This window comes from Bifidobacterium merycicum DSM 6492, from assembly GCF_900129045.1.
Classification (GTDB): Bacteria; Actinomycetota; Actinomycetes; order Actinomycetales; family Bifidobacteriaceae; genus Bifidobacterium; species Bifidobacterium merycicum.
In genome coordinates, this window is the sequence record NZ_FQTX01000004.1 from 1 (window position 1) to 20125 (window position 20125).

Sequence of the window (20125 nt, forward strand, 5' to 3'; positions counted from 1 at the left end):
GACACCGTGACCGTGACCGTGGCGGGCGCCGCGGCCCAGCCGATGACGGTGTGGTACAGGCCGTCGTCCGTGTGGAAGAGCGCGAGGGTGTACTACAAGGTCGCCACGTACCCGGCCACGTCGGGCAACGCGTCCATGACGGAGGTGTGCGGCGGCTGGTACCGGTTCACGATCCCGGACACGAAGGGCAAGGCCGTGAAGGCCTCGTTCACGAACGGCACGTCCTGGGACGGCAACGGCAAGGCCGCGGACGGCACGCTGCGCGGGTACTGGGCGTCCGGCTCGAGCATGGCCGTTGCCAGCGGCCAGGTCATCTCAGGAGTCATGCCTGGCTGCGCGGTAACCACCAAGCAGTAGCCGATGTGTGCGTATAGGGGGCTTGTACTCGTTCCATGGGACTGGTGCAAGCCCCCTATGCATATCATCGGTAATTTCTCGTCGAATTCATGCATTGTGATGAATGCGAGAATGTACTGTGAATTTCACAAGTAGAGAATTTGATTTATCTACCCATGATGTTGTTAAATGCAGACGGAAAAAGTTGTGTAAAACTGCGCTATGCGGCTGCATAACGTGATGCAAAAAGTTATACGTCAAGGTAAGGAATAATCATGGCATTGCTCCAGGGATTTGAGGAAATCAATATGTCCGTGCCGACCGGAAAGTCGATTATGACGGTTACCGATTCCGTCGTCCGCTTCAATAAAGCCACCGCCGCCGATCTGGGCTACCCGGCATACGTCAAGATTCTCATCAACGACAAGACCAGGCAGATCGCGCTGCAAGTCTGCACCGCGAAGAACGGCAACGCCGTGAAGTTCAGCAAGCCGGAAGGTAAGCAGACCACCTCTGTGAACATCAAGGATGCCGTGGTGCTTGATGCACTGCACAAGTATTTCACGCTGCCGGAAGCCCCCGAAGGTGAGGTCGCCTACCAGTCCGTGCCCGGTGTCGTGTATGTCGAGGAGAAGACCATCATCTTCAATGCGGATGCGGCGACGTCCGGCACCATGAAGAAGCGCGGTCGCAAGAAGAACGCTTGAGTGTTCGTTCTATGAACAGGCAATGCCCCCCCGAACTGTTATAGTTCGGGGGGCATTGCTATGCTCGTTTGCAGAAGAAGACGCCACTAAGGGGGAAGAGTGAGTTCTGAAGAGATGACGGAAGGCCAGCCTTCCTCCTCTGATAATCAAATGAGAAAAGTGTACACCTTTGCGGATTTGCTGGCGACCATCCGGAAACATCTCATAGCGGCTCTTGTCGCGTGTGCGGTAGTAATCGCCTGCGTGGGTGCCTATGTTTTCCTGGCGCCTCCTGAGTACACTTCGACGGCGCAGGTCATCGCCACGTTCAACGCAGCACAGGAGAACGGTGAATCGACCGATATCTCTCAGCAGAATACCGGTGGTACGTATATCTCGAGCCAGATCAAGTCCTATCCGACGCTGACGACGACCGAGAAGGTGCTAAGTCCGGTTATCAGCAAGTTGGGATTGAACGAGTCCGTTTCGGAGTTGGCAAAGCAGCTGGTCGTCACTAATCCAAGCAATACGGCATTCGTCAATATTTCGGCAAAGAGTGGAGACGCCCAGAGATCCGCTGACATCGCCAATGCGGTCGCCGAATCACTGCGAACCGTCGTGCAACAGGATCTGTACGGCGGAAGCAAAGGGCAGTCGCCCATCAAGCTCACCGTTGTGCAGAAGGCCACGGTTCCGCAAAGCCCAAGTTCCCCGAAGAAAGGACTGTACTTCGCCATCGGCGTGGTACTCGGCATCATCGTTGGCGTATTCGCCGCGGTACTGAAGGAACTGCTGAGCACCAAGGTCGAGGAGACCTCCGACGTGCGTGGCATCGTCAAGGCATCGGCCCTCGGTTCCGTGCCGAAGAACGAAGTCCTGTCGGGAACCAGACCGATTATCATCACCGAGCCAAACGGCCCGGTGGCCGAAGAGTATCGCCGTATTCGCGCGAACATCAAATTCCTGCAGGCCGATAAGGTCCCCGATCGCGGCCAGCTGCTGGTGATCTCCTCCACTTCGCCCAGCGAAGGCAAGACCACCACGGTCATCAACGTCGCGGCGGTGCTGGCCGAGAATGGTGCGAAGGTGTTGCTCGTCGATGCTGATCTTCGGCATCCTTCCGTGGCCCATCATCTGGGCATCGAAGGCAGTGTGGGGTTGGCGCATGTGTTGTCCGGCCAGATGTCGCCGGTCGATGTGGTGCAGAGCTATTGGAAGCCGAACCTGCATATCCTGCCCGCGGGCAAACGCCCAGCCAACGCCAGTCTGCTGCTGAACTCCGACATGATGAAAATGCTGATTGAGCAGGCGCTCATGCAATACGATTACGTGCTTATCGATACCGCGCCGCTTGCGGTTTCCAATGATGGCATCGTATTCGGCAGCTGGGCCAAGGGCGTGGTGCTTGTCGCTGCGAACGGTATTTGCCGGAAGAAGGATCTTGAGGAGTCAATGGACGCGTTGCGCACGGCCAAGGTACCTGTGCTGGGATTTGTGTTCAACTTCGCCAACCCGAAGAAGGAACACAAGAACGCGTACTACTACTATTACGAGGACGGTGCGAGACGCAGTACCCCTCGAAGGAACGGACGAAAGCACTGATTCCGCTACAGGCATAAGACGACGCCCGCCCGCGCGAGCGTCGTCTTCGCATTACAAGGGGCTTTTCGGGCAATCGCCGGGACCCGTATGTTTCGATATGTGAAGAGAATGCCGTGAGGTGGGAAAAGGGCGTGGTCTTCAAGTAGACTGTTCCACGCTATATGCCATGAGGTGTGATTGAGAAGAGGGTGTGAAGCGATATATGGACGAGCAGAAATTCACGGGCGATTCCTCGAATCTCAGTTTTCCGGCGGCGCAGGGGCGTGAAGCGTCCGCCGATGCTCCCGGCGAGCGCAAGTCTTCCCCCATTTTCCCCGGCGATATCGTCGATGGTTCCTGGGATTTCGAGCCGCTTACCTTCCCGGATTTCGCGGCGGAAGCGGAGAAAGGACCTCGTCATGCCGCTCCGAAGCGCAATATTCTGAGCGTGATTGGCGGGGACGCCTCGGATTCGTCGGAGACGGGCGAATCGGCGGCACAGCAGGGCGCAACGGGGGAGTCCGCTTCGCAGGAAAGCCCCACCGTGTTCCTGCCGGAAGGGGCATCTTCGGAAGGGGCGCATCCCCTCGATCACATGTCTGCGGCACCGGTGGCCGTGGATCAGCCATCGACTCGGACGGAAACCGCTGGCGGCGAACAGACCGTTACCTTGCCGCCGGTGAGCGGTAATGCCGAGAACCCGTTGGACTTGGATGAGTTGGCGGATTCCGATTCGGACTCACGACGTTCCGCTTCCGGCAAACGCGCCGGTACTGCCGGAAAGAAGAGAATCATCATCATTGCCGTGGTTTTGGCGGTTGTGCTGGTGGCGGGTATCGGCGGCTTCATGCTATGGAAAGGCAGCCAGTCCGGAAAGCGTGACGATGCCGTGGCAGCCTGCTCCAGGGCCGCCGAACAATACAATAAGGCGAGGAAGGCGTTGGATGCCGCGTTGAAGGATGCCAAGAGCGCCCAGACGATCACCTCGGCGCAGGTCACGGATGCCGCGACCGTGCAGCAGCTGAAGCAGCAGGTGGACAACGCCGGGCGGTTCGGTGAAGCGCAAAGCTGTGCCACAAGCCGTTCACTGACCGATCTGAAGAACGGTGCCAAATTCATGCAGACGAAGTCCGACGATATGAGTAGGAGCGCCGCGGCAATCCGCAAGGCGGCTTCCGCGGTGAACGTCAGCAAGACCGCCAAGGACTTCGATTCGCTCAAGGATGCGGTCGCCACGGCGCAGGACCTGCTGGATAGCAGCAACGGGAACGTGGGCGACGAATCCGTGCGTGACGCGCTGCAGCAGGCCATCGATGCCGCGAACACGCTGATTGACGGGAACAGTGCGGATGACAAGGCCATTACGAACGCGCTTTCCGTGCTTGAATCCGCAAGCGGCAAGGTGCAGGATGCGATGAACGCCGCTTCGTCGAATACGGGTGATGATTCCGGCGCATCCGATACGAACGGCATCTATAATTCGACGAACGGCTACTCGAATGGTTATCCGTACGGTTATCAGAATACGAACCAGTATGGCGGCACGCAGGCGACGCCCAACAGCGACTCGAATGCCGATAACCAGCAGCAGGACAACAGCGATGCGAACGCATCCGGCTCCAACGGCGGTTCCGCGAATCAACAGCCGTCGAATCAGCCGTCATCCGGCGGTTCCACGGGCACCGGCGACAGCGGTTCCACAGGTAACGGCGGAAGCAATGGAACCGGTGCAGGGGCTTCCTCCAGTAACCAGCAGCAGAACAACGGCCAATAACGGTCTGAACGGTCCGAACGGTCCGAACGGGGCGCATGATGGCGTGCCGGCGCATCCGGTCGAGCGGCCATCCTGCGGCTATCCGCGGCCATTCCGGTGAGCCCTTCGCCCCGAAGTCTTCCAACGCAAGCGCCCCGCCTCGTATCCATGTGATCGGATACGAGGCAGGGCACCTTGTTATGCGCTGACGCTAAGCCAGCTTCAGCGCTTGCCGCCGTACAGATCGCGGTCGATCACGTCGGCGAACACGCGGTTCACCGCCGGGCGTACGATCTTCAGACTCGGCGTCAGGCACTTGTTCTCCTGCGTGAACTGCGTATCAAGCACCACGAACTTGCGCACCGATTCGGCGCGGGAAACCGTGGCGTTCGCCTTGTCTACATACGCTTGGATCTCATCATGCACGGCCGCGTTCAACGCCAGGCGGTCCAACGGCGTATCCGCGGAGAGATCATGCTTCGGCAGCCACTGCGCCAACGCCTCGGGGTCGAGTGTGATCAGAGCGCCGATGAACGGACGCTGATCACCCACCACCACGGCATGCTCCACGATCGGGCACTTGGAGATCTCCTCCTCCAGTGGAATGGGGGAGACGTTCTTGCCGCCCGCGGTGATGATGATGTCCTTCTTGCGACCGGTGATGCTGATGCGGCCGGCATCGTCGATATTCGCCAGATCGCCGGTGCGCAGCCAGCCGTCCTCGGTGAACACCTCGGCGGTCTTCTCCGGCAGATTGTGATACCCGCGGAACACGTTCGGCCCCTTGACCTGCAGCTCGCCGTCCTCGGCGATACGCACCGAGGAACCCGGTGCTGGCTGGCCGACCGTGCCGATCGCATTGTCGTTGACGCGGGTTGCTGCGAACGGCGCGGCGGTTTCCGTCATGCCGTAGCCCTGGATCATCGGCAGTCCGATGCCTGTGTAGAAGTGCGCCAGGTCGAGGGAGAGAGGAGCGCCGCCGCAAGCCACATAGCGGATGTTCGGGCCCAGTGCGCTACGCACGGTGCGGTATACGAGCGCCTCGTACTTGGCATGTTCGGCGATCTCGCCAATGGTGTGCGATTCGCCGGCCTGCTCCTTGCGGCTCCATACGCGCGCCGCCTCGGCGGCTTTGAGGAACAGGCGCCCCTTGAAGCCCATGCCGGCCTTATGCGAGGCGGCGTTGTACACCTTCTCGAACACGCGTGGAACGCCCAGCAGGTAGGTCGGGCCGAAGCTGCGCAGATCGGGCAGCAGCGTCTTCGTGTCCGGCAGGTAGCCGACCACGCCGTCATCGGAGGCGATGGAAGCGTACTGAATAAAACGGGCGAAGCAGTGGGCGAGCGGCAGGAACAGCAGCAGGCGCGGATGATCGTCGAGGACTATCTCGTGCAATGCTTCGCTTGCGGAAATCGTGATGCTGACGAAGTTGCGGTGCGTGAGCTCAACGCCTTTTGGCAGGCCGGTGGAGCCGGAGGTGTACACGATGGTCGCCAGATCGTCTACATGCACCGAGGCGACACGTTCGGCAAGCTCCTCGTCGGACACCGCCACGCCAAGTCCTTCCAATGCGCCCAAGGCGTTGCCGTCGATCATGAGGATCTGACGCAGGCTCGGGCAGTTGTCCTTGACGGAATCGAGGCGGTCATAACGTTCGCGGTTGTCGGCGATGGCAAGTTTGACCGCGGAATCGTTCATGATGCGCTGGGCCTGGGGGGCGGAATCGGTGTCGTAGATCGGCACGTTCACCGCGCCGACGGCGGCCAGTGCGAAATCGAGGATGCCCCATTCGAGGCGGGTGGAGGAGAACAGCGTCACCGCGTCGCCTTTGGCGATGCCCAGCGCGATCAGGCCTTTCGCGGCGGAGACGACGGATGCATGGAATTCGCCGGCGGTGATGTCCTGCCAGCGGCCGGGACCGAGCTTCTTCGCCGCGATCACCGTGTCCGTGCCGGTGCGTTCGATACGCCGGGTGAGGAGGGAGTAGATGGTCTGATTGTCGTCCAATTCGATGGAGACGCCGGGGGTGGTGTATTCGGAGAGCATAGATAGCCGCACTTTCTTTGTGTCATAGGCGATTTTGCCGCACTTCCTTCAAGGTTACGCTCGCGTAGGTTGCGACACGTTGTAGGGCACTCCAAAAACCGGCTGTTTCTTTTGTGCGGCGCGGCATGGACCGCGCGTTCCACGACCTTGGCAATGAGGAGGCCCGTATGACTCGGAGAGAGGAAGTACGTAACACAACGGTGCCTTTGCGAATTACAATGTGGTCGTGATGCTTGCTAGGGGCGTCGTTTCCCCTAGCATGAGGAAGGAACAGCCATTCAGGAATCGAAGGGAACGATTGTGGCCGAAAACCGAACCGAACTGAACAAGAATCTTGCCCAGATGCTCAAGGGCGGCGTGATCATGGACGTCACCACCCCCGAGCAGGCGCATATCGCCGAAGACGCCGGTGCCTGTGCGGTCATGGCTCTGGAACGCATCCCCGCCGACATTCGCGCGGCCGGTGGCGTGAGCCGTATGAGCGATCCCGCGATGATCCGCGGCATCCAGGAAGCCGTGTCCATCCCGGTGATGGCCAAGGTTCGTATCGGCCACATCGCCGAAGCCCGCATCCTGCAGGCTATCGACATCGACTACATCGATGAGTCCGAAGTGCTTTCCCCGGCCGATGATGTGTACCACATTGACAAGAACCAGTTCGACGTGCCGTTCGTGTGCGGTGCCAAGAACCTGGGCGAGGCTTTGCGCCGTATCGCCGAAGGCGCCGCGATGATCCGCACCAAGGGCGAGCCGGGTACCGGCGACGTGATCCAGGCCGTGCGCCACATGCGCACCATGAACAAGCAGATCCGTGAACTCGTCTCCCTGCGCGACGACGAGGTGTACGAGGCCGCCAAGCAGCTGGCCGTTCCGTACGATCTGGCCAAGTACGTGCACGACAACGGACGTCTGCCCGTCGTGAACTTCGCCGCCGGTGGCGTCGCCACCCCGGCCGACGCCGCCCTGATGATGGAACTCGGTGCCGAAGGCGTGTTCGTCGGCTCCGGCATCTTCAAGTCCGGCGATCCGGCCAAGCGCGCCGCCGCCATCGTCAAGGCCACCGCCAACTGGCAGGACGCCGATCTGCTGGCCGAGCTGTCCGCCAACCTGGGTGAGGCCATGGTCGGCATCAACGAGGACGAGATCGAAACCATCATGGCCGCACGCGGCGAGTGACGCGTCGTCCACGGCAATTCTCGCTAGGACGGGCAGCGGAAACGCTGCCCGCTCGTTTTACTTAGCAACATCGGGAGCGACTTATGGTTGTAGCTGTTGAATACATTTCCAAGGAACAATCCGAAAACGTGGAGTCCGTCAAGCATGGCGTGACCGGCATCCTCGCGGTGCAGGGCGCCTTCGCCGAGCATGCGGCCATGCTCGACAAGCTGGGTGCACCGTGGAAGCTGCTGCGAGCGGCCGAGGATTTCGACGAATCCGTCGATCGTGTGATCCTGCCCGGCGGTGAAAGCACCACGCAGGGCAAACTGCTGCGCTCCACCGGCCTGTTCGACCCCATCGCGAAGCATATCGCCGAAGGCAAGCCGGTGTTCGGCACCTGCGCCGGCATGATTCTGCTGGCGAAGAAGCTTGATAACGACAGCAACGTCTACTTCGGCGCGCTTGACGCCGTGGTGCGTCGCAACGCGTACGGTCGCCAGCTGGGATCGTTCGCTGCCAACGCCGATTTCGGCGACGTCAAGGATTTCCCGCTGGTGTTCATCCGCGGACCGTTCGTGGTGTCCGTCGGGCCGGACGCCACCGTCGAAACCGAAGTCGACGGCAATGTGGTCGGCTTGCGCCAAGGCAAGATCCTCGCCACGGCGTTCCATCCGGAGCTCACCGAGGACACCCGCATCCACGAGCTGTTCCTCAGCTTATGAGATGCTTGTGAATCCAAAAGCGGATTCTTGCTCGCAGCGCCCGTCTTCATTACAGTCAGAGACGGGCGCTGCGTTTTTCATGACGATGCGGCTGCCGGCCATCATGGATGGCGCCGTCACAACAGAAATAGGTTGATATGTTCGATAAGCGGTTGTTTCGACTGGTACCGGGTATCGGCCGGCTGATCGCCGGCAAGGTTGCCTGCCTATGGATCGGCCTGCTGTGCAATGTCGTGTTCATGGTCACGGTGGTGGCATTGTTCGGCGACGTGCTCGCCCCTTGGCTGCAAGGTGCGGATAATCCGCCTTTCGCCTGGATCCTCACGATCTGCGTCGTGTTGCGGTATATCTCCACGACCGTCGCCGCGCATTTGGGCACCGAGGCCTCCGAACGCGTCAAACTCGCCCTGCGCGGCAAGCTGTATCGCAAAATGCTCAAACTCGGCCCCTCATACTCCACGCGCGTGAGCACTTCGGACATCGTGCAATCCGCCGGTGAGGGCATCGAACAGATACAAAGCTTCTTCGAACTGTTCCTGCCGCAACTGTTCTATGCGGTGCTGGCACCCATCACCCTGTTCTGCTTCGTCTCCCCGCTGAATACGCCGGCGGCGTTGACGCTGCTCATATGCGCGCCGCTCATCGTGCTCATCGTCGGCATGGTGGCGATGAGCGCATCACGCGCCTTCAAACAATACTGGGGCAAATACACCGATATGGGCGCCGCCTTCCTCGATGATCTGCAGGGCCTGGAGACGTTGAAGGCCTTCGATGCCGACGATCGCGCCGCCCGCGATCTGGATGAGAAGGCGGAACGATTCCGCGTCATGACCATGAAGGTGCTGCAGATCCAGCTGCGTTCGCTGTCCGCGATGGATCTGGTGGCGTATGGCGGCGCGGCGACCGGCATCGGCGTGGCGTTGTGGCAGTTCGCGACCACCAAATCGTTGAGCGTGGCATCGGTGGTGCTGATCGCATTGCTGTCCGCCGAATTCTTCATCCCGTTGCGACAGCTGGGATCGTATTTCCACGTGGCCATGAACGGCATGACCTCCAGCAAACGTATTTTCGCGCTGCTCGACGCCCCGGAGCCCAAGCATGGCGAGGGGACGCTCGCCGGTGTGGGCAAATCCATCGTCGCCATCGCCTTCGATTCCGTGAGCTACACCTATGACGGTGATCGGCGCGGCGTGAAACGTGCGCTCGACGAAACGTCCTTTTATGCGGCCCCAGGCCAGCTCACCACCATCGTGGGCGCATCCGGCTCCGGAAAATCCACGGCAGCGGCGCTGCTTGCCGGGGCGCGTTCCGGTTACACGGGTTCGATCATCATCAACGGCACCGAACTCGCCGACCTGTCCGCGGAGACGCTGTCGCGTACGGTCACTCTGGTCGGCGCTCACAGCCACCTGTTCGCGGGCACGTTGCGCGAGAATCTGCTTATGGGTAATCCAAAGGCCGATGACGCGGCGATGTGGCGTGCGCTGGTCGAGGCGCGTGTGGCCGCGTTCGTGCACGGGCAGCCGGGCGAACTCGATATGGTCATCGAACCGGATGCGGCGAACCTGTCGGGCGGGCAGCGCCAACGCATCGCGATTGCGCGTGCGCTGCTGCATGACAGCCCGGTGTATGTTTTCGACGAGGCGACCAGCAGCGTGGATGTGGAAAGCGAGAATCTGATTCTCCAAACCATCTACGATCTGGCGCACGGGCAGCATAAGACGGTGATCATGATCACGCATCGCATGGTCAACGCCGAGCGTGCGGATCATGTGGTCGTGTTCGAGCGCGGCCATGCCGTGGAATCGGGAAGCCATGTCGGATTGATGGCCGTCGGCGGCGCGTATGCGAAGCTGCATGAGGCGCAGCGTTCGGTGGAACGGTTCGCGGATGTGAGCTCCGTCGCGAACGATGCCATCGCCGCGCCATCCGATTTCGAAAGCGCCGGATCGCGCAGGCGTGCCGGCGGCGCTCCTGCGGACAAACGCGACGGGTCGGATGAATCGAAGGCCGAGGGGTTGTCCACGTCGAGGGTCGTGCAGCGTCTGCTGCACGAGGCCCGTCCGCTCGCCGGTCTGATGGCCGCCGCCTCCGCCGCCGGAACGGTCGGGCATCTTGCGGCGACTTTCATGCCGGTGTTCGGCGTGGTCGCCCTGTCCGATCTTGCGGGCAAACCCGTCTGGGGCGTGAACGCGACGGTTGCGGTCATCGCCATGGCGGTGTGCGCGTTGACGCGAGGCGTGCTCAGGTATGTGGAACAGTATCTCAACCACAACGTCGCTTTCCGGCTGCTCGCGCTGTTCCGTTCCAGGGCGTTCGCCGCGCTGCGCAGGCTCGCCCCCGCGAAGCTCGCCGGACGTGGCAAGGGTGGGCTGATCGCCATGCTCACCACGGACGTGGAACTGCTGGAGATCTTCTTCGCCCACACCATTTCGCCGGTGGTGATCGCGGTGGTCATCACCATCGTGACCGTGGGCGTGGCCCTTACGTTGAGCTCGTGGATGGCGTTGCTGCTGCTCGCCGCGCATCTGGTCATCGGTGTGGCGGTGCCGAGGTTCTTCGCGGTCGGCGTACGCAATCTCGGGCCGAGCATCCGCGGCCAGGCAGGCGAACTTGACGAGGCGATGCTGGACGATATGCGCGGACTGGGCGAGATCATCCGCTTCGGCCGTGGCGAGGAGCGCGCCGCACGCATCGAGGAACGCACACGGAACCTGTGGCGCGAACATGCGAAGCTCAGCAGGAAGAACGGCATGTTCTCCGGCATCGGCGAGGCTCTGGTCATGCTGTTCACGTTGGCTGCGGCCGGTGTGGCGCTGATGCTGATCTCCCAAGGAACGGGCACCCAACTGATGCTGACCGCGTTCGTGCTCATCGCCAGCTCCTTCGGACCGACGCTGGCACTCGCCGCATTGCCGGCGAACCTCAGCCAGACCTTCGCCTCCGCCCGTCGCCTGTTCGCGCTGATGGACGAGACCCCGGCCGTGGTGGAGGAGGGAACCGAGAAGCCGAAGTACAAGGGCATGAGCATGCGGAACGTCACCTTCGCGTATACGCAGGATGCGGGGCCGGTGCTCAACGGGCTGTCGCTCACCGTGCCGAGGCATGGCGTGCTCGGCGTGCAGGGCGCTTCCGGCAGGGGCAAGTCGACGATGGTCAAACTGCTGATGCGGTATTGGGATCCGCAGTCCGGTTCCGTACGGCTGTCCGACTGCGATCTGCCGCAGGTGGACGCGCGTCATCGCCGTCGCGTGCAGGCGCTGATGAGCCAGGAGACGCATCTGTTCGACGGAACGATTCGCGACAACCTGCTTATGGCGCTTCTCGACGGCGTGGCGGTACCCGATGCGAACGATCATCCGTCCGACGCGTTGGAACATCGATTGCGCGAGGCGTGCCGCAAGGCGTCCGTGCTTGGTTTCATCGACTCGCTGCCCGAAGGGCTCGATACGCCGGTCGGTGAGCTTGGCGACCGGCTGTCCGAAGGCGAGCGCCAGCGTATCGGATTGGCCCGCGTGTTCCTGCGCGAAGCCGATGTGGTGCTGTTCGATGAGCCGACCAGCAGGCTTGATGCGTTGAACGAGGCGATCATCCTCCGCTCCATCGATGAGCTCGCTCATGGTGGTCGGCATTCCTCCAAGCGTGGGCATTCGGGTGGTGGCAAGGCCGTGGTGCTTGTGTCCCATCGCGCGTCCGCCATGCGTATCGCCGACAGGGTGCTCAGGATGTAGACGCGGGCGGCGCCGTTTGGCGGTTTTGCGTATGTGGGCCGGTTCCGACGGGATGTCGGGGTCGGCCCGCGTCGTTTGACACCAAGTGGTACAACTGTGTATCATTGCCGATTGATACACAGTTGTACCACTTGGGCGCAATGAGATTGCAAAGGACGTACTCATGGCAAATCGCAGAACTTTCCGCTGGCCGTCGCTGCTGACCGAAGGAGGCCGAGGCATTGCGTTCGGCGGCGACTACAATCCCGACCAGTGGTCGGAGGATATATGGGACGAGGACATCCGACTGATGAAGCAGGCCGGTGTCAACACCGTCGCCCTCGCCATCTTCAGCTGGGACCGCATCCAGCCGGAGGAGCACCGTTGGGAATTCGGCTGGCTCGACCGCATCATCGATAAGCTCGGCAAGGCCGGCATCGCCGTCGATCTGGCATCCGCCACGGCGACCGCGCCGCTATGGCTGTACGAAACCCATTCGGAGGTATTGCCGCACGACAAGTTCGGGCACCCCATCAACGCCGGTTCGCGCCAGTCGTGGAGTCCGACCAGCCCGGTGTTCAAGGAATACGCGCTTACGCTGTGCCGCAAACTGGCCGAACGTTATGGCGACAACCCCACCGTCACCGCCTGGCATATGGGCAACGAATACGGCTGGAACAACCGTTACGACTACTGCGACAACGCTTTGCACGCCTTCCGTGCGTGGTGCGAGCGCAAGTACGGCACCATCGGGGCGCTCAACCAGGCGTGGGGCACCACGTTCTGGGGGCAGGAGATGAACGGCTTCGACGAAGTGCTCATCCCACGCTTCATGGGCGCCGACTCCATGGTGAACCCCGGCCAGAAGCTTGATTTCGAACGTTTCGGCAACGATATGCTGCTCGACTTCTACAAAGCCGAGCGTGACGCCATCGCCGAAATCTGCCCCGACAAGCCGTTCACCACCAATTTCATGGTCTCCACCGACCAGTGCTGCATGGATTACGCCGATTGGGCCGGGGAAGTGGACTTCGTCTCCAACGACCACTACTTCCACGAAGGCGAATCGCATATCGACGAACTGTTCTGCTCCGACGCGCTCATGGATGCGCTGGCGCTCGGCAAGCCCTGGTATGTGATGGAGCATTCCACCTCCGCCGTGCAGTGGAAGGATCTCAACACCCGCAAGCGCAAGGGTGAAACCGTGCGAGACTCCATCGCCCACGTGGCCATGGGCGCCGATGCGATCAACTTCTTCCAATGGCGTGCCTCCGCGTTCGGCGCGGAATCGTTCCACTCCGCGATGGTGCCCCACGCCGGCGAGGACACGCGCCTCTACCGCCAGGTGTGCGAATTGGGCGCGGCATTGAAAACCCTCGGCGACGCGGGCGTGCAAGGCACCGAACTGGTGCCCTCCGGCACGGCGATCCTGTTCAGCGCCGAATCCGAATGGGCCACGCGCAGCGAAACCCTGCCGAGCAAGAAACTCAACCATTGGCATGATGTGCGCGACTGGTACCGTGCGTTCCTCGACGCCGGCACGCGTGCCGACATCGTGCCCCTGAAATACGACTGGAGCGGCTACCGGACCGTGGTGCTGCCGACCGTGCTGATACTGAGCGGCGAGGACGTTAATCGGCTGGAACGGTTCGTGCGCGGCGGCGGAACCGTGGTGGTCGGCTACGCGACCGGCCTGATCGATGAGAACTTCCACACGTGGCTCGGCGGATACCCGGGTGCCGGTGACGGCGTGCTGCGCGGCATGCTCGGCATCCGCGGCGAGGAATTCAACATTCTCGGCGCCGAAGCGGCGGGGGAGCCGTGCGAGATCCACCTGTCCAACGGCATGACCACGCGCCTGTGGCAGAACGATATCAACGTGGACGACGACGGCGTGGACGTGCTGGCGACCTACGCCGGCGAGGAAGCCGACGAGTGGGATCTGGACGGCACCGCCGCGATCACGCGAAACGCGTACGGTGAAGGCAGCGCCTATTTCGTCGGCTGCGATTTGGACGTCGCCGACCTCGCCATGTTCATCACGACCGGCCTCAATCCCGCCGAACGCGGTGATCGGAACGCTTCGCAGGAGTCCGGCCCGCATTACGATCCGATTACGACGCTGCACACCGAACGCGCAGGCGCCGAAGTGGCCTTCGACTTCTACCTGCCGCGCGGCAAGCACGAGGTCAAGATCGACGGCGTGGAAGGCGAACCCGTGTATCGTTTCCGCTGCGATGAGGGAACGGAACCCGGATCGTATGCCATCCACCGCAACGGCGTGCTCGTCATCAAACGATAGGTTCACCATCAAACGATAGAATCGGCAAGGAGTGACCGGCAAAAAGCCGGCATCGGACGAATTCGGAGGCGGCATTGAGCGAGACGGAACCCGGCAGGAAACGCGTCACCCTGCGTGATGTCGCGCAGGAGGCCGGCGTCTCCCTCAAAACCGCCTCCAACGTCATCAACGACTCCGGACGCATGTCCGCCGAAACCCGCACCCGCGTGCAGGAGGTCATCGACCGGCTGGGATACCGGGTCAACATGTCGGCGCGTAACCTGAACCGCAACAGCACCGGTGTCATCACGCTCGCCGTGCCGAAACTCACGCCGCCCTACCTGGCCGAGCTCGCCAACCGAGTGATCGACCAGGCGCGATCGGACGGTTATCTGGTCTACGTCGTCACCTACGCGGGCGGGGTGGCGGGCGGTGCACGCGAACTGCTGCGCGGCTTCAACACCACCGTGTCCGACGGCCTGATCCTCTCCATGTCGGAGGACGAGACCCTGAGCGCGGCGGATCTGAACGTGGATTACCCGCTGGTCGCGGTCGGTGCGCGTGACGTGTGGGGCGTATGCGATCACGTGACCTGCGACGACGTGCAGGCCTCGCGTGAAGCCGCCTCGTACCTCATCGAACGCGGTTCACGCCGATTGGCGGTGATCGGCAGCCGTGGAACCTACGATGAGACGACCGCCGCACAGGCCACGGACGGCAACGCCGGCTTGCGTTTGCGCGGCGTGATCGAAGCCTGCCGCGAACATGGGGTGCGGCTCGACCCCGATCTGGTGGTGGACGGTGGAGACTGGGCCATCGGATGCGGATACAAGGCCATTCAGCAACTCATCGACGCCGGTCGCGACTTCGATGGCGTGGTGGCGTTCAACGATCAGCTGGCCATCGGCGTGCTGTCCGCGCTCGCGGCCAACGGCATCGACGTGCCGGGCCAAGTGCAGGTGATCGGATTCGACGACATCGAGGAAGCCGCCTACCTACAGCCGCCGCTGACCACCATGGATCCACGTTTCGACGCCATCGTGCCCACCGTGGGTGAGCGCATGCTCATCCGCATCGCCGGGCGGAGCGTCGCCCCCGAACTCATCCGCATCCCCTCGCGGGTGATCGCCAGATCCACCACGCGCTGAGTGGCCCGGCCGGATGGGCATCCTCCCGGCTGTGGCATACACTCACAACAGAACGAGATGAACACGCTTTACCGGATCGCGGCCCGCGATCCCATTGCGAATAAAGGAGCATCGATGACGAACCAGCATCCCAATCCGAACGCCGTACCGGACATCACCCTGAGCGATGGCAACGCCATCCCGCAGGTTGGACTCGGCGTGCTGCGCATCGACGACGAAGGCGTGGCGCCGGTCGTCGAAAGCGCGTTGGAAGCCGGATACCGCCACATCGACGGCGCGGCGGGCTACAACAACGAGGGCGGCGTGGGGCGTGCGCTCGCCGCGACCGGGTACAACACCGGTGAGAAGCGTGCGAGCCTGTGGGTCACCACCAAGCTGCGCGATTCCGAGCAGGGCTATGATTCCGCGTTGAAGGCCTTCGACCGTCAGCTGGGGCTGCTGCGTCTCGACTATGTGGACATGTACATGCTGCACTGGCCCACGCCGTTCGATTGGCGCAGCGGGGAGACGTGGAAGGCATTCGTCCGTCTGCGTGAGGAAGGCCGGGTGCGTACGCTCGGCGTGTGCAATTTCCTGCCCGAACATCTGGAACGTCTGCATGAGGAGACCGGCGAATACCCGGCGGTGAACCAGATCGAACTGCACCCCACCTGGCAGCAGCGCGAAGTGGTCGCCTACTGCAAGGAGCATGGCATCGCGGTCGAGGCGTATTCGCCGATGGCCCGTGGCGCCGATCTCAATGCGGGCAGCGGCGCCATTGAACGCATCGCCGCCGCCCACGGCGTCTCCCCGGCGCAGGCGATTCTGCGCTGGCATATCGAAAACGGCACGATCATCATCCCCAAGTCCGTGCACGCCGAACGCCAGCGGGAGAACCTCGACCTGTTCGGCTTCGAACTCACCGCCGACGAACACGCCGCCGTCGACGCACTGGACGGGCCGACCCGCGCCGGGCATGATCCGCTGACCTTCACCTACGCCTGATTCCCGCCTTGCGGGTCCCTGCCCGAGTAATCCATAACCGACCTCCCCACGACCGGATGACGAGGATGCCATGAGCCGACGTTCACATTTCCCACGACGATTGATCGACACCACCACGGGCTGGTTCCGGGTGCTGGTGATGGTGGTCGCCGCCGCCATCATCGGCATCTGCGCCGCGGTCCTTCTGACCAAACTCAGTCCGGGTGTCGCCGAAATCACCGGCGAGCACACGGCCACGGGGCAGGCGGCGGATGTGCTCGCCACCCTTGAGGTCAGCGATGAGGCCAATCCGGGCGGTTACGACCGTGACCTGTTCGGCTTCCGCAAAGTGGACGCCAACAATGACGGTTGCGATGTGCGCGAGGATATCCTCGCCCGTGACCTGACGGACGTGACCTACAAATACCGCGGGTCGTGCACGGTGGCCAGCGGCGTGCTGCACGACCCTTACACCGGCAAGACCATTACGTTCACACGCGGCGTGAAAACCAGTTCGGCCGTGCAGATCGACCATGTGGTGGCGTTGGAGAACGCGTGGCGTTCCGGCGCCCACGCCTGGGATACGAGCAAGCGGTACACCTTCGCGAACGACCCGTACAATCTGCTCGCCGTGGACGGCCCGACCAACCAGTCGAAGGGATCGGCCTCCGCCGCATACTGGCTGCCCACCAACAGCGCCTACCGGTGCGATTACGTGGCACGGCAGATCGGTGTGAAGGCGAAATACTCGCTCAGCGTCACCTCCAACGAGAAACGGGCCATACTCGCCGTACTGCACACCTGCCCCGCCCAGGAGGTCCCGCAATCCTGACCGTGCCGCTCCGGTAAGCCCGCCTGCGATTGCACGTTCCCCCGTTAACATGACCGCGCTATACCGTAATCGGTTCAAAGCGAGGCGGTATGGAACGCGAGAAGGAACGCGAGAAGGAATGTGAATCGGGCGTGGTGATCGCACCGGCACGGCAGGATAATCAGAACGAGCAGAACGTTCGGAATGCTCAGGACGGTCAAAACGGGAACGTTCGGGCGGCACGGCATGAGGGCGGTCCGCACGGCGGCGGGGAATCGCGCGGCCATGCGCTCGCCGGCATCCTGGGACCGGCCTTCGTCGCCGCGGTCGCCTACGTCGATCCGGGCAATGTGGCCGCGAACATCACTTCCGGCGCACGCTACGGTTATCTGCTGGTATGGGTGCTGGTCCTGGCCAACGTCATGAGCGTGTTCATCCAATACCAATCCGCCAAACTCGGCGTGGTCACCGGCAAATCCCTGCCGGAATTGCTGGGCGAGCGCATGAGCGACGCCGGTCGGTTCATGTTCTTCATGCAGGCCGAGGTCATCGCCATCGCCACCGATCTGGCGGAGCTCATCGGCGGCGCCATCGCGCTGAACCTGTTGTTCGGACTGCCGTTGTTCGTGGGCGGGCTCATCATCGGCGCGGTGTCGACGGTGCTGCTCCTGCTCGAAGGCGGTCACACGCAACGCCTGTTCGAAAAGCTCGTCATCGCCATGCTGCTCGTGATCACCTTCGGGTTCATCGCGGGCCTGTTCATCGACCCTCCCGACCCGTTGCACGTCGTGCAAGGTCTGGTGCCGAGATTCACCAATCGTGATTCCGTGATGATGGCCGCCTCCATGCTCGGCGCGACCGTCATGCCGCATGCGATTTACCTGCATTCCACGCTGGTGAACGACCATTACGCCGGCGGGCAGGAGAAGCCATCCGTGCCGCGCCTGCTGCATGGCGCGAAAATCGATGTGGCGTGGGCGCTGCTGCTGGCCGGCACGGTGAACCTGTGCCTGCTGATCCTCGCGGCGAACTCCCTGCACGGCATGTCCGGCACGGATTCCATCGACGGCGCGCAGCATGCCATCGTCACCGTGCTCGGCCCCACGATCGGCACCATATTCTCCATCGGTCTGCTCGCCTCGTCGTTGAGTTCCACGTCGGTGGGCACGTACGCCGGTTCGGAGATCATGCACGGACTGCTGCGGATCAAAGCGCCGATGTGGGCGTGCCGTGTGGTCACGCTGGTGCCGGGGCTTGTGGTGTTGTGGTTCGCGCCGAACCCCACCGAGGCGCTGGTGATCGGCCAGGTGATCCTGTCAATCGGCATTCCGTTCGCCATCATCCCGCTGATGCGGTACACGCATGATCGCCAGCTGATGGGGGACTGGACGGACGGTCCGGTCAGCCGCGTGTTCTTCCTGCTGATCGCCGTGCTGATCATTGCGCTGAACGCGCTGCTGGTCGTTCTGGTGTTGTGTGGCGAGGCGTGAACGGTATAGGTTCCCTCGGTCTTCTCGCCGCCGTCGTGGGAGTCAGCTGCGGGTTCGGCTATTGTGTGTGGGAGAAGAGTTTTCGAGGAGGCATCTGATGCAGCAGCAGGATGGGACGTCGCGGGCGCTGGACGCGGGCGGTACACCCACACCGTTGAACCGTCCGGAGGAGATGCGGGCGATCCGTCAGGCGATGGACGAGGGCAAGAACCCATTGACGGCCACCGACGTGCCGCGCTGGGAGGATCAGGTGGGCGTCAGCCGCATCGTGAACCGTCGCGTGTTGGAATTCGAAGTGCTTCCCACCCCCGCCCAAGTGTTGTCCGAACTGCCGTTGAGCGAGCAGGCGCAGGAGATCGTCGCCTACTCCCGTGACGAGATCAGGGCCTGCCTGTACGGGCAGGACGACCGTCTGCTGGTCATCGTCGGCCCATGTTCGGTGCATGATCCGGCCGCCGCGTTGGATTACGCGCGTCGCCTCGCCGCGTTGAAGGACGAGTTGGGCGGGCAATTGCTCATCGTCATGCGCGTGTACTTCGAAAAGCCGCGCACCACGGTCGGATGGAAGGGCCTGATCAACGATCCGGACATCGACGGCAGCTGCAATATCCGCAAAGGCCTGCTGCTCGCGCGTCACACCCTGTTGGACGTGTTGGGCGAAGGGCTCGCCTGCGCCACCGAATTCCTGGAACCGACCAGCCCACAGTATATTGCCGATGCAGTCAGCTGGGGCGCGATCGGCGCGCGCAACACCGAAAGCCAGGTGCATCGTCAGCTGGCCAGCGGCCTGTCCATGCCCATCGGTTTCAAGAACGCCACCGACGGTTCCATCACGGCTCCGGCCGACTCCTGCTTCGCCTCCGCCCAACAGCACACCTTCTTCGGCATCGACCATCTCGGCCGCGCCGCCGTGGTCAAGACGCTCGGCAACCCCGACTGCCATGTGGTGCTGCGCGGCTCCACCAGCGGCCCGAACTACGGCGCACGCGACGTGGCCGACGCGTTGAGCGCCATCAGGAAGCGTATGCCCGCTGATTCCGCCGCCGCGCACGGGCTCATCGTGGACTGCTCGCACGGCAATTCCGACAAGGACGAACACAAGCAGGCCCAGGTCGTGCGCGATATCGCCGCGCGTATCGCACAAGGGGAACGCGGCGTCACCGGCATCATGATGGAAAGCTTCCTCGAAGGCGGCAACCAGCCGGCGGCACCGCTCGGCCAACTGGTGTACGGCAAGTCGATCACCGACCGCTGCCTGAGCTGGGAGGATACCGAACGGCTGCTGCGCGAACTCTCCGAAGCCGTGGCCACGCGACGCTGGAACTGATTGCGGGGCGGTTGTGTGAGCAATCGTGCGGTCGATCGGGCCGAAAACGGCCATACGCCACGGCTGTGTAAGCTGACTGTGCAATCCGTTTGCGTGATTCGATCACGCAAACG

The 20125-nt window shown here is 62.4% G+C and carries 14 protein-coding genes; 13 read left to right on the top strand and 1 reads right to left on the bottom strand.

Features of this window, described 5'->3' with window-relative positions; translation table 11 throughout:
* The 4 genes from BUB29_RS09840 to BUB29_RS06700 all read left to right on the top strand — a co-directional run.
* Positions 1–357: hypothetical protein (locus BUB29_RS09840; protein ID WP_200784150.1), on the top strand; the 357-nt coding region annotated here is incomplete at its 5' end.
* A 251-nt stretch (positions 358–608) separates the two neighbouring features.
* On the top strand, positions 609–1043 hold the full coding sequence (locus tag BUB29_RS06690; protein WP_193349165.1) for a hypothetical protein: 435 nt from the start codon (positions 609–611) through the stop codon (positions 1041–1043).
* 150 nt (positions 1044–1193) lie between these two features.
* Entirely contained in the window at positions 1194–2624 is a 1431-nt protein-coding gene (locus BUB29_RS06695; protein WP_033523871.1) for a tyrosine-protein kinase domain-containing protein, read from the top strand.
* Between the two features lie 202 nt (positions 2625–2826).
* Positions 2827–4377: an FIVAR domain-containing protein gene (locus tag BUB29_RS06700; protein WP_052109198.1), complete on the top strand. Its 1551-nt coding sequence runs from the start codon at positions 2827–2829 to the stop codon at positions 4375–4377.
* A gap of 201 nt (positions 4378–4578) precedes the next feature.
* Here BUB29_RS06700 and BUB29_RS06705 read toward each other — a convergent pair whose 3' ends face one another.
* Positions 4579–6402 carry an AMP-dependent synthetase/ligase gene (locus BUB29_RS06705; RefSeq protein WP_034249896.1) on the bottom strand — a complete coding sequence of 608 codons (1824 nt, stop codon included), beginning with the start codon at positions 6400–6402 and terminating at the stop codon, positions 4579–4581.
* A gap of 300 nt (positions 6403–6702) precedes the next feature.
* Between BUB29_RS06705 and pdxS the strand changes: the two genes are divergently transcribed.
* The 9 genes from pdxS to BUB29_RS06750 all read left to right on the top strand — a co-directional run bounded on the left by pdxS (position 6703) and on the right by BUB29_RS06750 (position 20012).
* Positions 6703–7578 (top strand): pyridoxal 5'-phosphate synthase lyase subunit PdxS, encoded by an 876-nt coding sequence (pdxS, locus tag BUB29_RS06710; RefSeq protein ID WP_033523875.1) that lies wholly within the window; start codon positions 6703–6705, stop codon positions 7576–7578.
* 83 nt (positions 7579–7661) lie between these two features.
* The gene (gene pdxT / locus BUB29_RS06715) at positions 7662–8282 is read left to right on the top strand and encodes a pyridoxal 5'-phosphate synthase glutaminase subunit PdxT (protein WP_033523876.1); all 621 of its coding nucleotides are present in this window, start codon (positions 7662–7664) and stop codon (positions 8280–8282) included.
* Positions 8283–8419: 137 nt separating this feature from the next.
* Positions 8420–12013 carry a thiol reductant ABC exporter subunit CydD/CydC gene (locus BUB29_RS06720; protein WP_033523877.1) on the top strand — a complete coding sequence of 1198 codons (3594 nt, stop codon included), beginning with the start codon at positions 8420–8422 and terminating at the stop codon, positions 12011–12013.
* A 163-nt stretch (positions 12014–12176) separates the two neighbouring features.
* On the top strand, positions 12177–14294 hold the full coding sequence (locus tag BUB29_RS06725) for a beta-galactosidase (RefSeq protein ID WP_033523878.1): 2118 nt from the start codon (positions 12177–12179) through the stop codon (positions 14292–14294).
* A gap of 74 nt (positions 14295–14368) precedes the next feature.
* The gene (locus BUB29_RS06730) at positions 14369–15421 is read left to right on the top strand and encodes a LacI family DNA-binding transcriptional regulator (protein ID WP_033523879.1); all 1053 of its coding nucleotides are present in this window, start codon (positions 14369–14371) and stop codon (positions 15419–15421) included.
* A gap of 114 nt (positions 15422–15535) precedes the next feature.
* Positions 15536–16405 carry an aldo/keto reductase gene (locus BUB29_RS06735; protein WP_033523880.1) on the top strand — a complete coding sequence of 290 codons (870 nt, stop codon included), beginning with the start codon at positions 15536–15538 and terminating at the stop codon, positions 16403–16405.
* A 70-nt stretch (positions 16406–16475) separates the two neighbouring features.
* Entirely contained in the window at positions 16476–17216 is a 741-nt protein-coding gene (locus BUB29_RS06740) for an HNH endonuclease family protein (RefSeq protein ID WP_033523881.1), read from the top strand.
* Positions 17217–17305: 89 nt separating this feature from the next.
* Positions 17306–18685, top strand: a complete 1380-nt coding sequence (locus tag BUB29_RS06745; RefSeq protein WP_234356059.1) for an Nramp family divalent metal transporter — start codon at positions 17306–17308, stop codon at positions 18683–18685.
* Between the two features lie 97 nt (positions 18686–18782).
* The gene (locus BUB29_RS06750; protein ID WP_033523882.1) at positions 18783–20012 is read left to right on the top strand and encodes a 3-deoxy-7-phosphoheptulonate synthase; all 1230 of its coding nucleotides are present in this window, start codon (positions 18783–18785) and stop codon (positions 20010–20012) included.
* Positions 20013–20125 lie beyond the last annotated feature (113 nt).

Bases quoted from the DNA above. Each gene is read 5' to 3' on its own strand.
- BUB29_RS06695 (WP_033523871.1), top strand. From the start codon at position 1,194: ATGAGAAAAGTGTACACCTTTGCGGATTTGCTGGCGACCATCCGGAAA.
- BUB29_RS06700 (WP_052109198.1), top strand. From the start codon at position 2,827: ATGGACGAGCAGAAATTCACGGGCGATTCCTCGAATCTCAGTTTTCCG.
- BUB29_RS06705 (WP_034249896.1), bottom strand. From the start codon at position 6,402: ATGCTCTCCGAATACACCACCCCCGGCGTCTCCATCGAATTGGACGAC.
- pdxT (WP_033523876.1), top strand. From the start codon at position 7,662: ATGGTTGTAGCTGTTGAATACATTTCCAAGGAACAATCCGAAAACGTG.
- BUB29_RS06720 (WP_033523877.1), top strand. From the start codon at position 8,420: ATGTTCGATAAGCGGTTGTTTCGACTGGTACCGGGTATCGGCCGGCTG.
- BUB29_RS06725 (WP_033523878.1), top strand. From the start codon at position 12,177: ATGGCAAATCGCAGAACTTTCCGCTGGCCGTCGCTGCTGACCGAAGGA.
- BUB29_RS06735 (WP_033523880.1), top strand. From the start codon at position 15,536: ATGACGAACCAGCATCCCAATCCGAACGCCGTACCGGACATCACCCTG.
- BUB29_RS06740 (WP_033523881.1), top strand. From the start codon at position 16,476: ATGAGCCGACGTTCACATTTCCCACGACGATTGATCGACACCACCACG.
- BUB29_RS06745 (WP_234356059.1), top strand. From the start codon at position 17,306: ATGGAACGCGAGAAGGAACGCGAGAAGGAATGTGAATCGGGCGTGGTG.
- BUB29_RS06750 (WP_033523882.1), top strand. From the start codon at position 18,783: ATGCAGCAGCAGGATGGGACGTCGCGGGCGCTGGACGCGGGCGGTACA.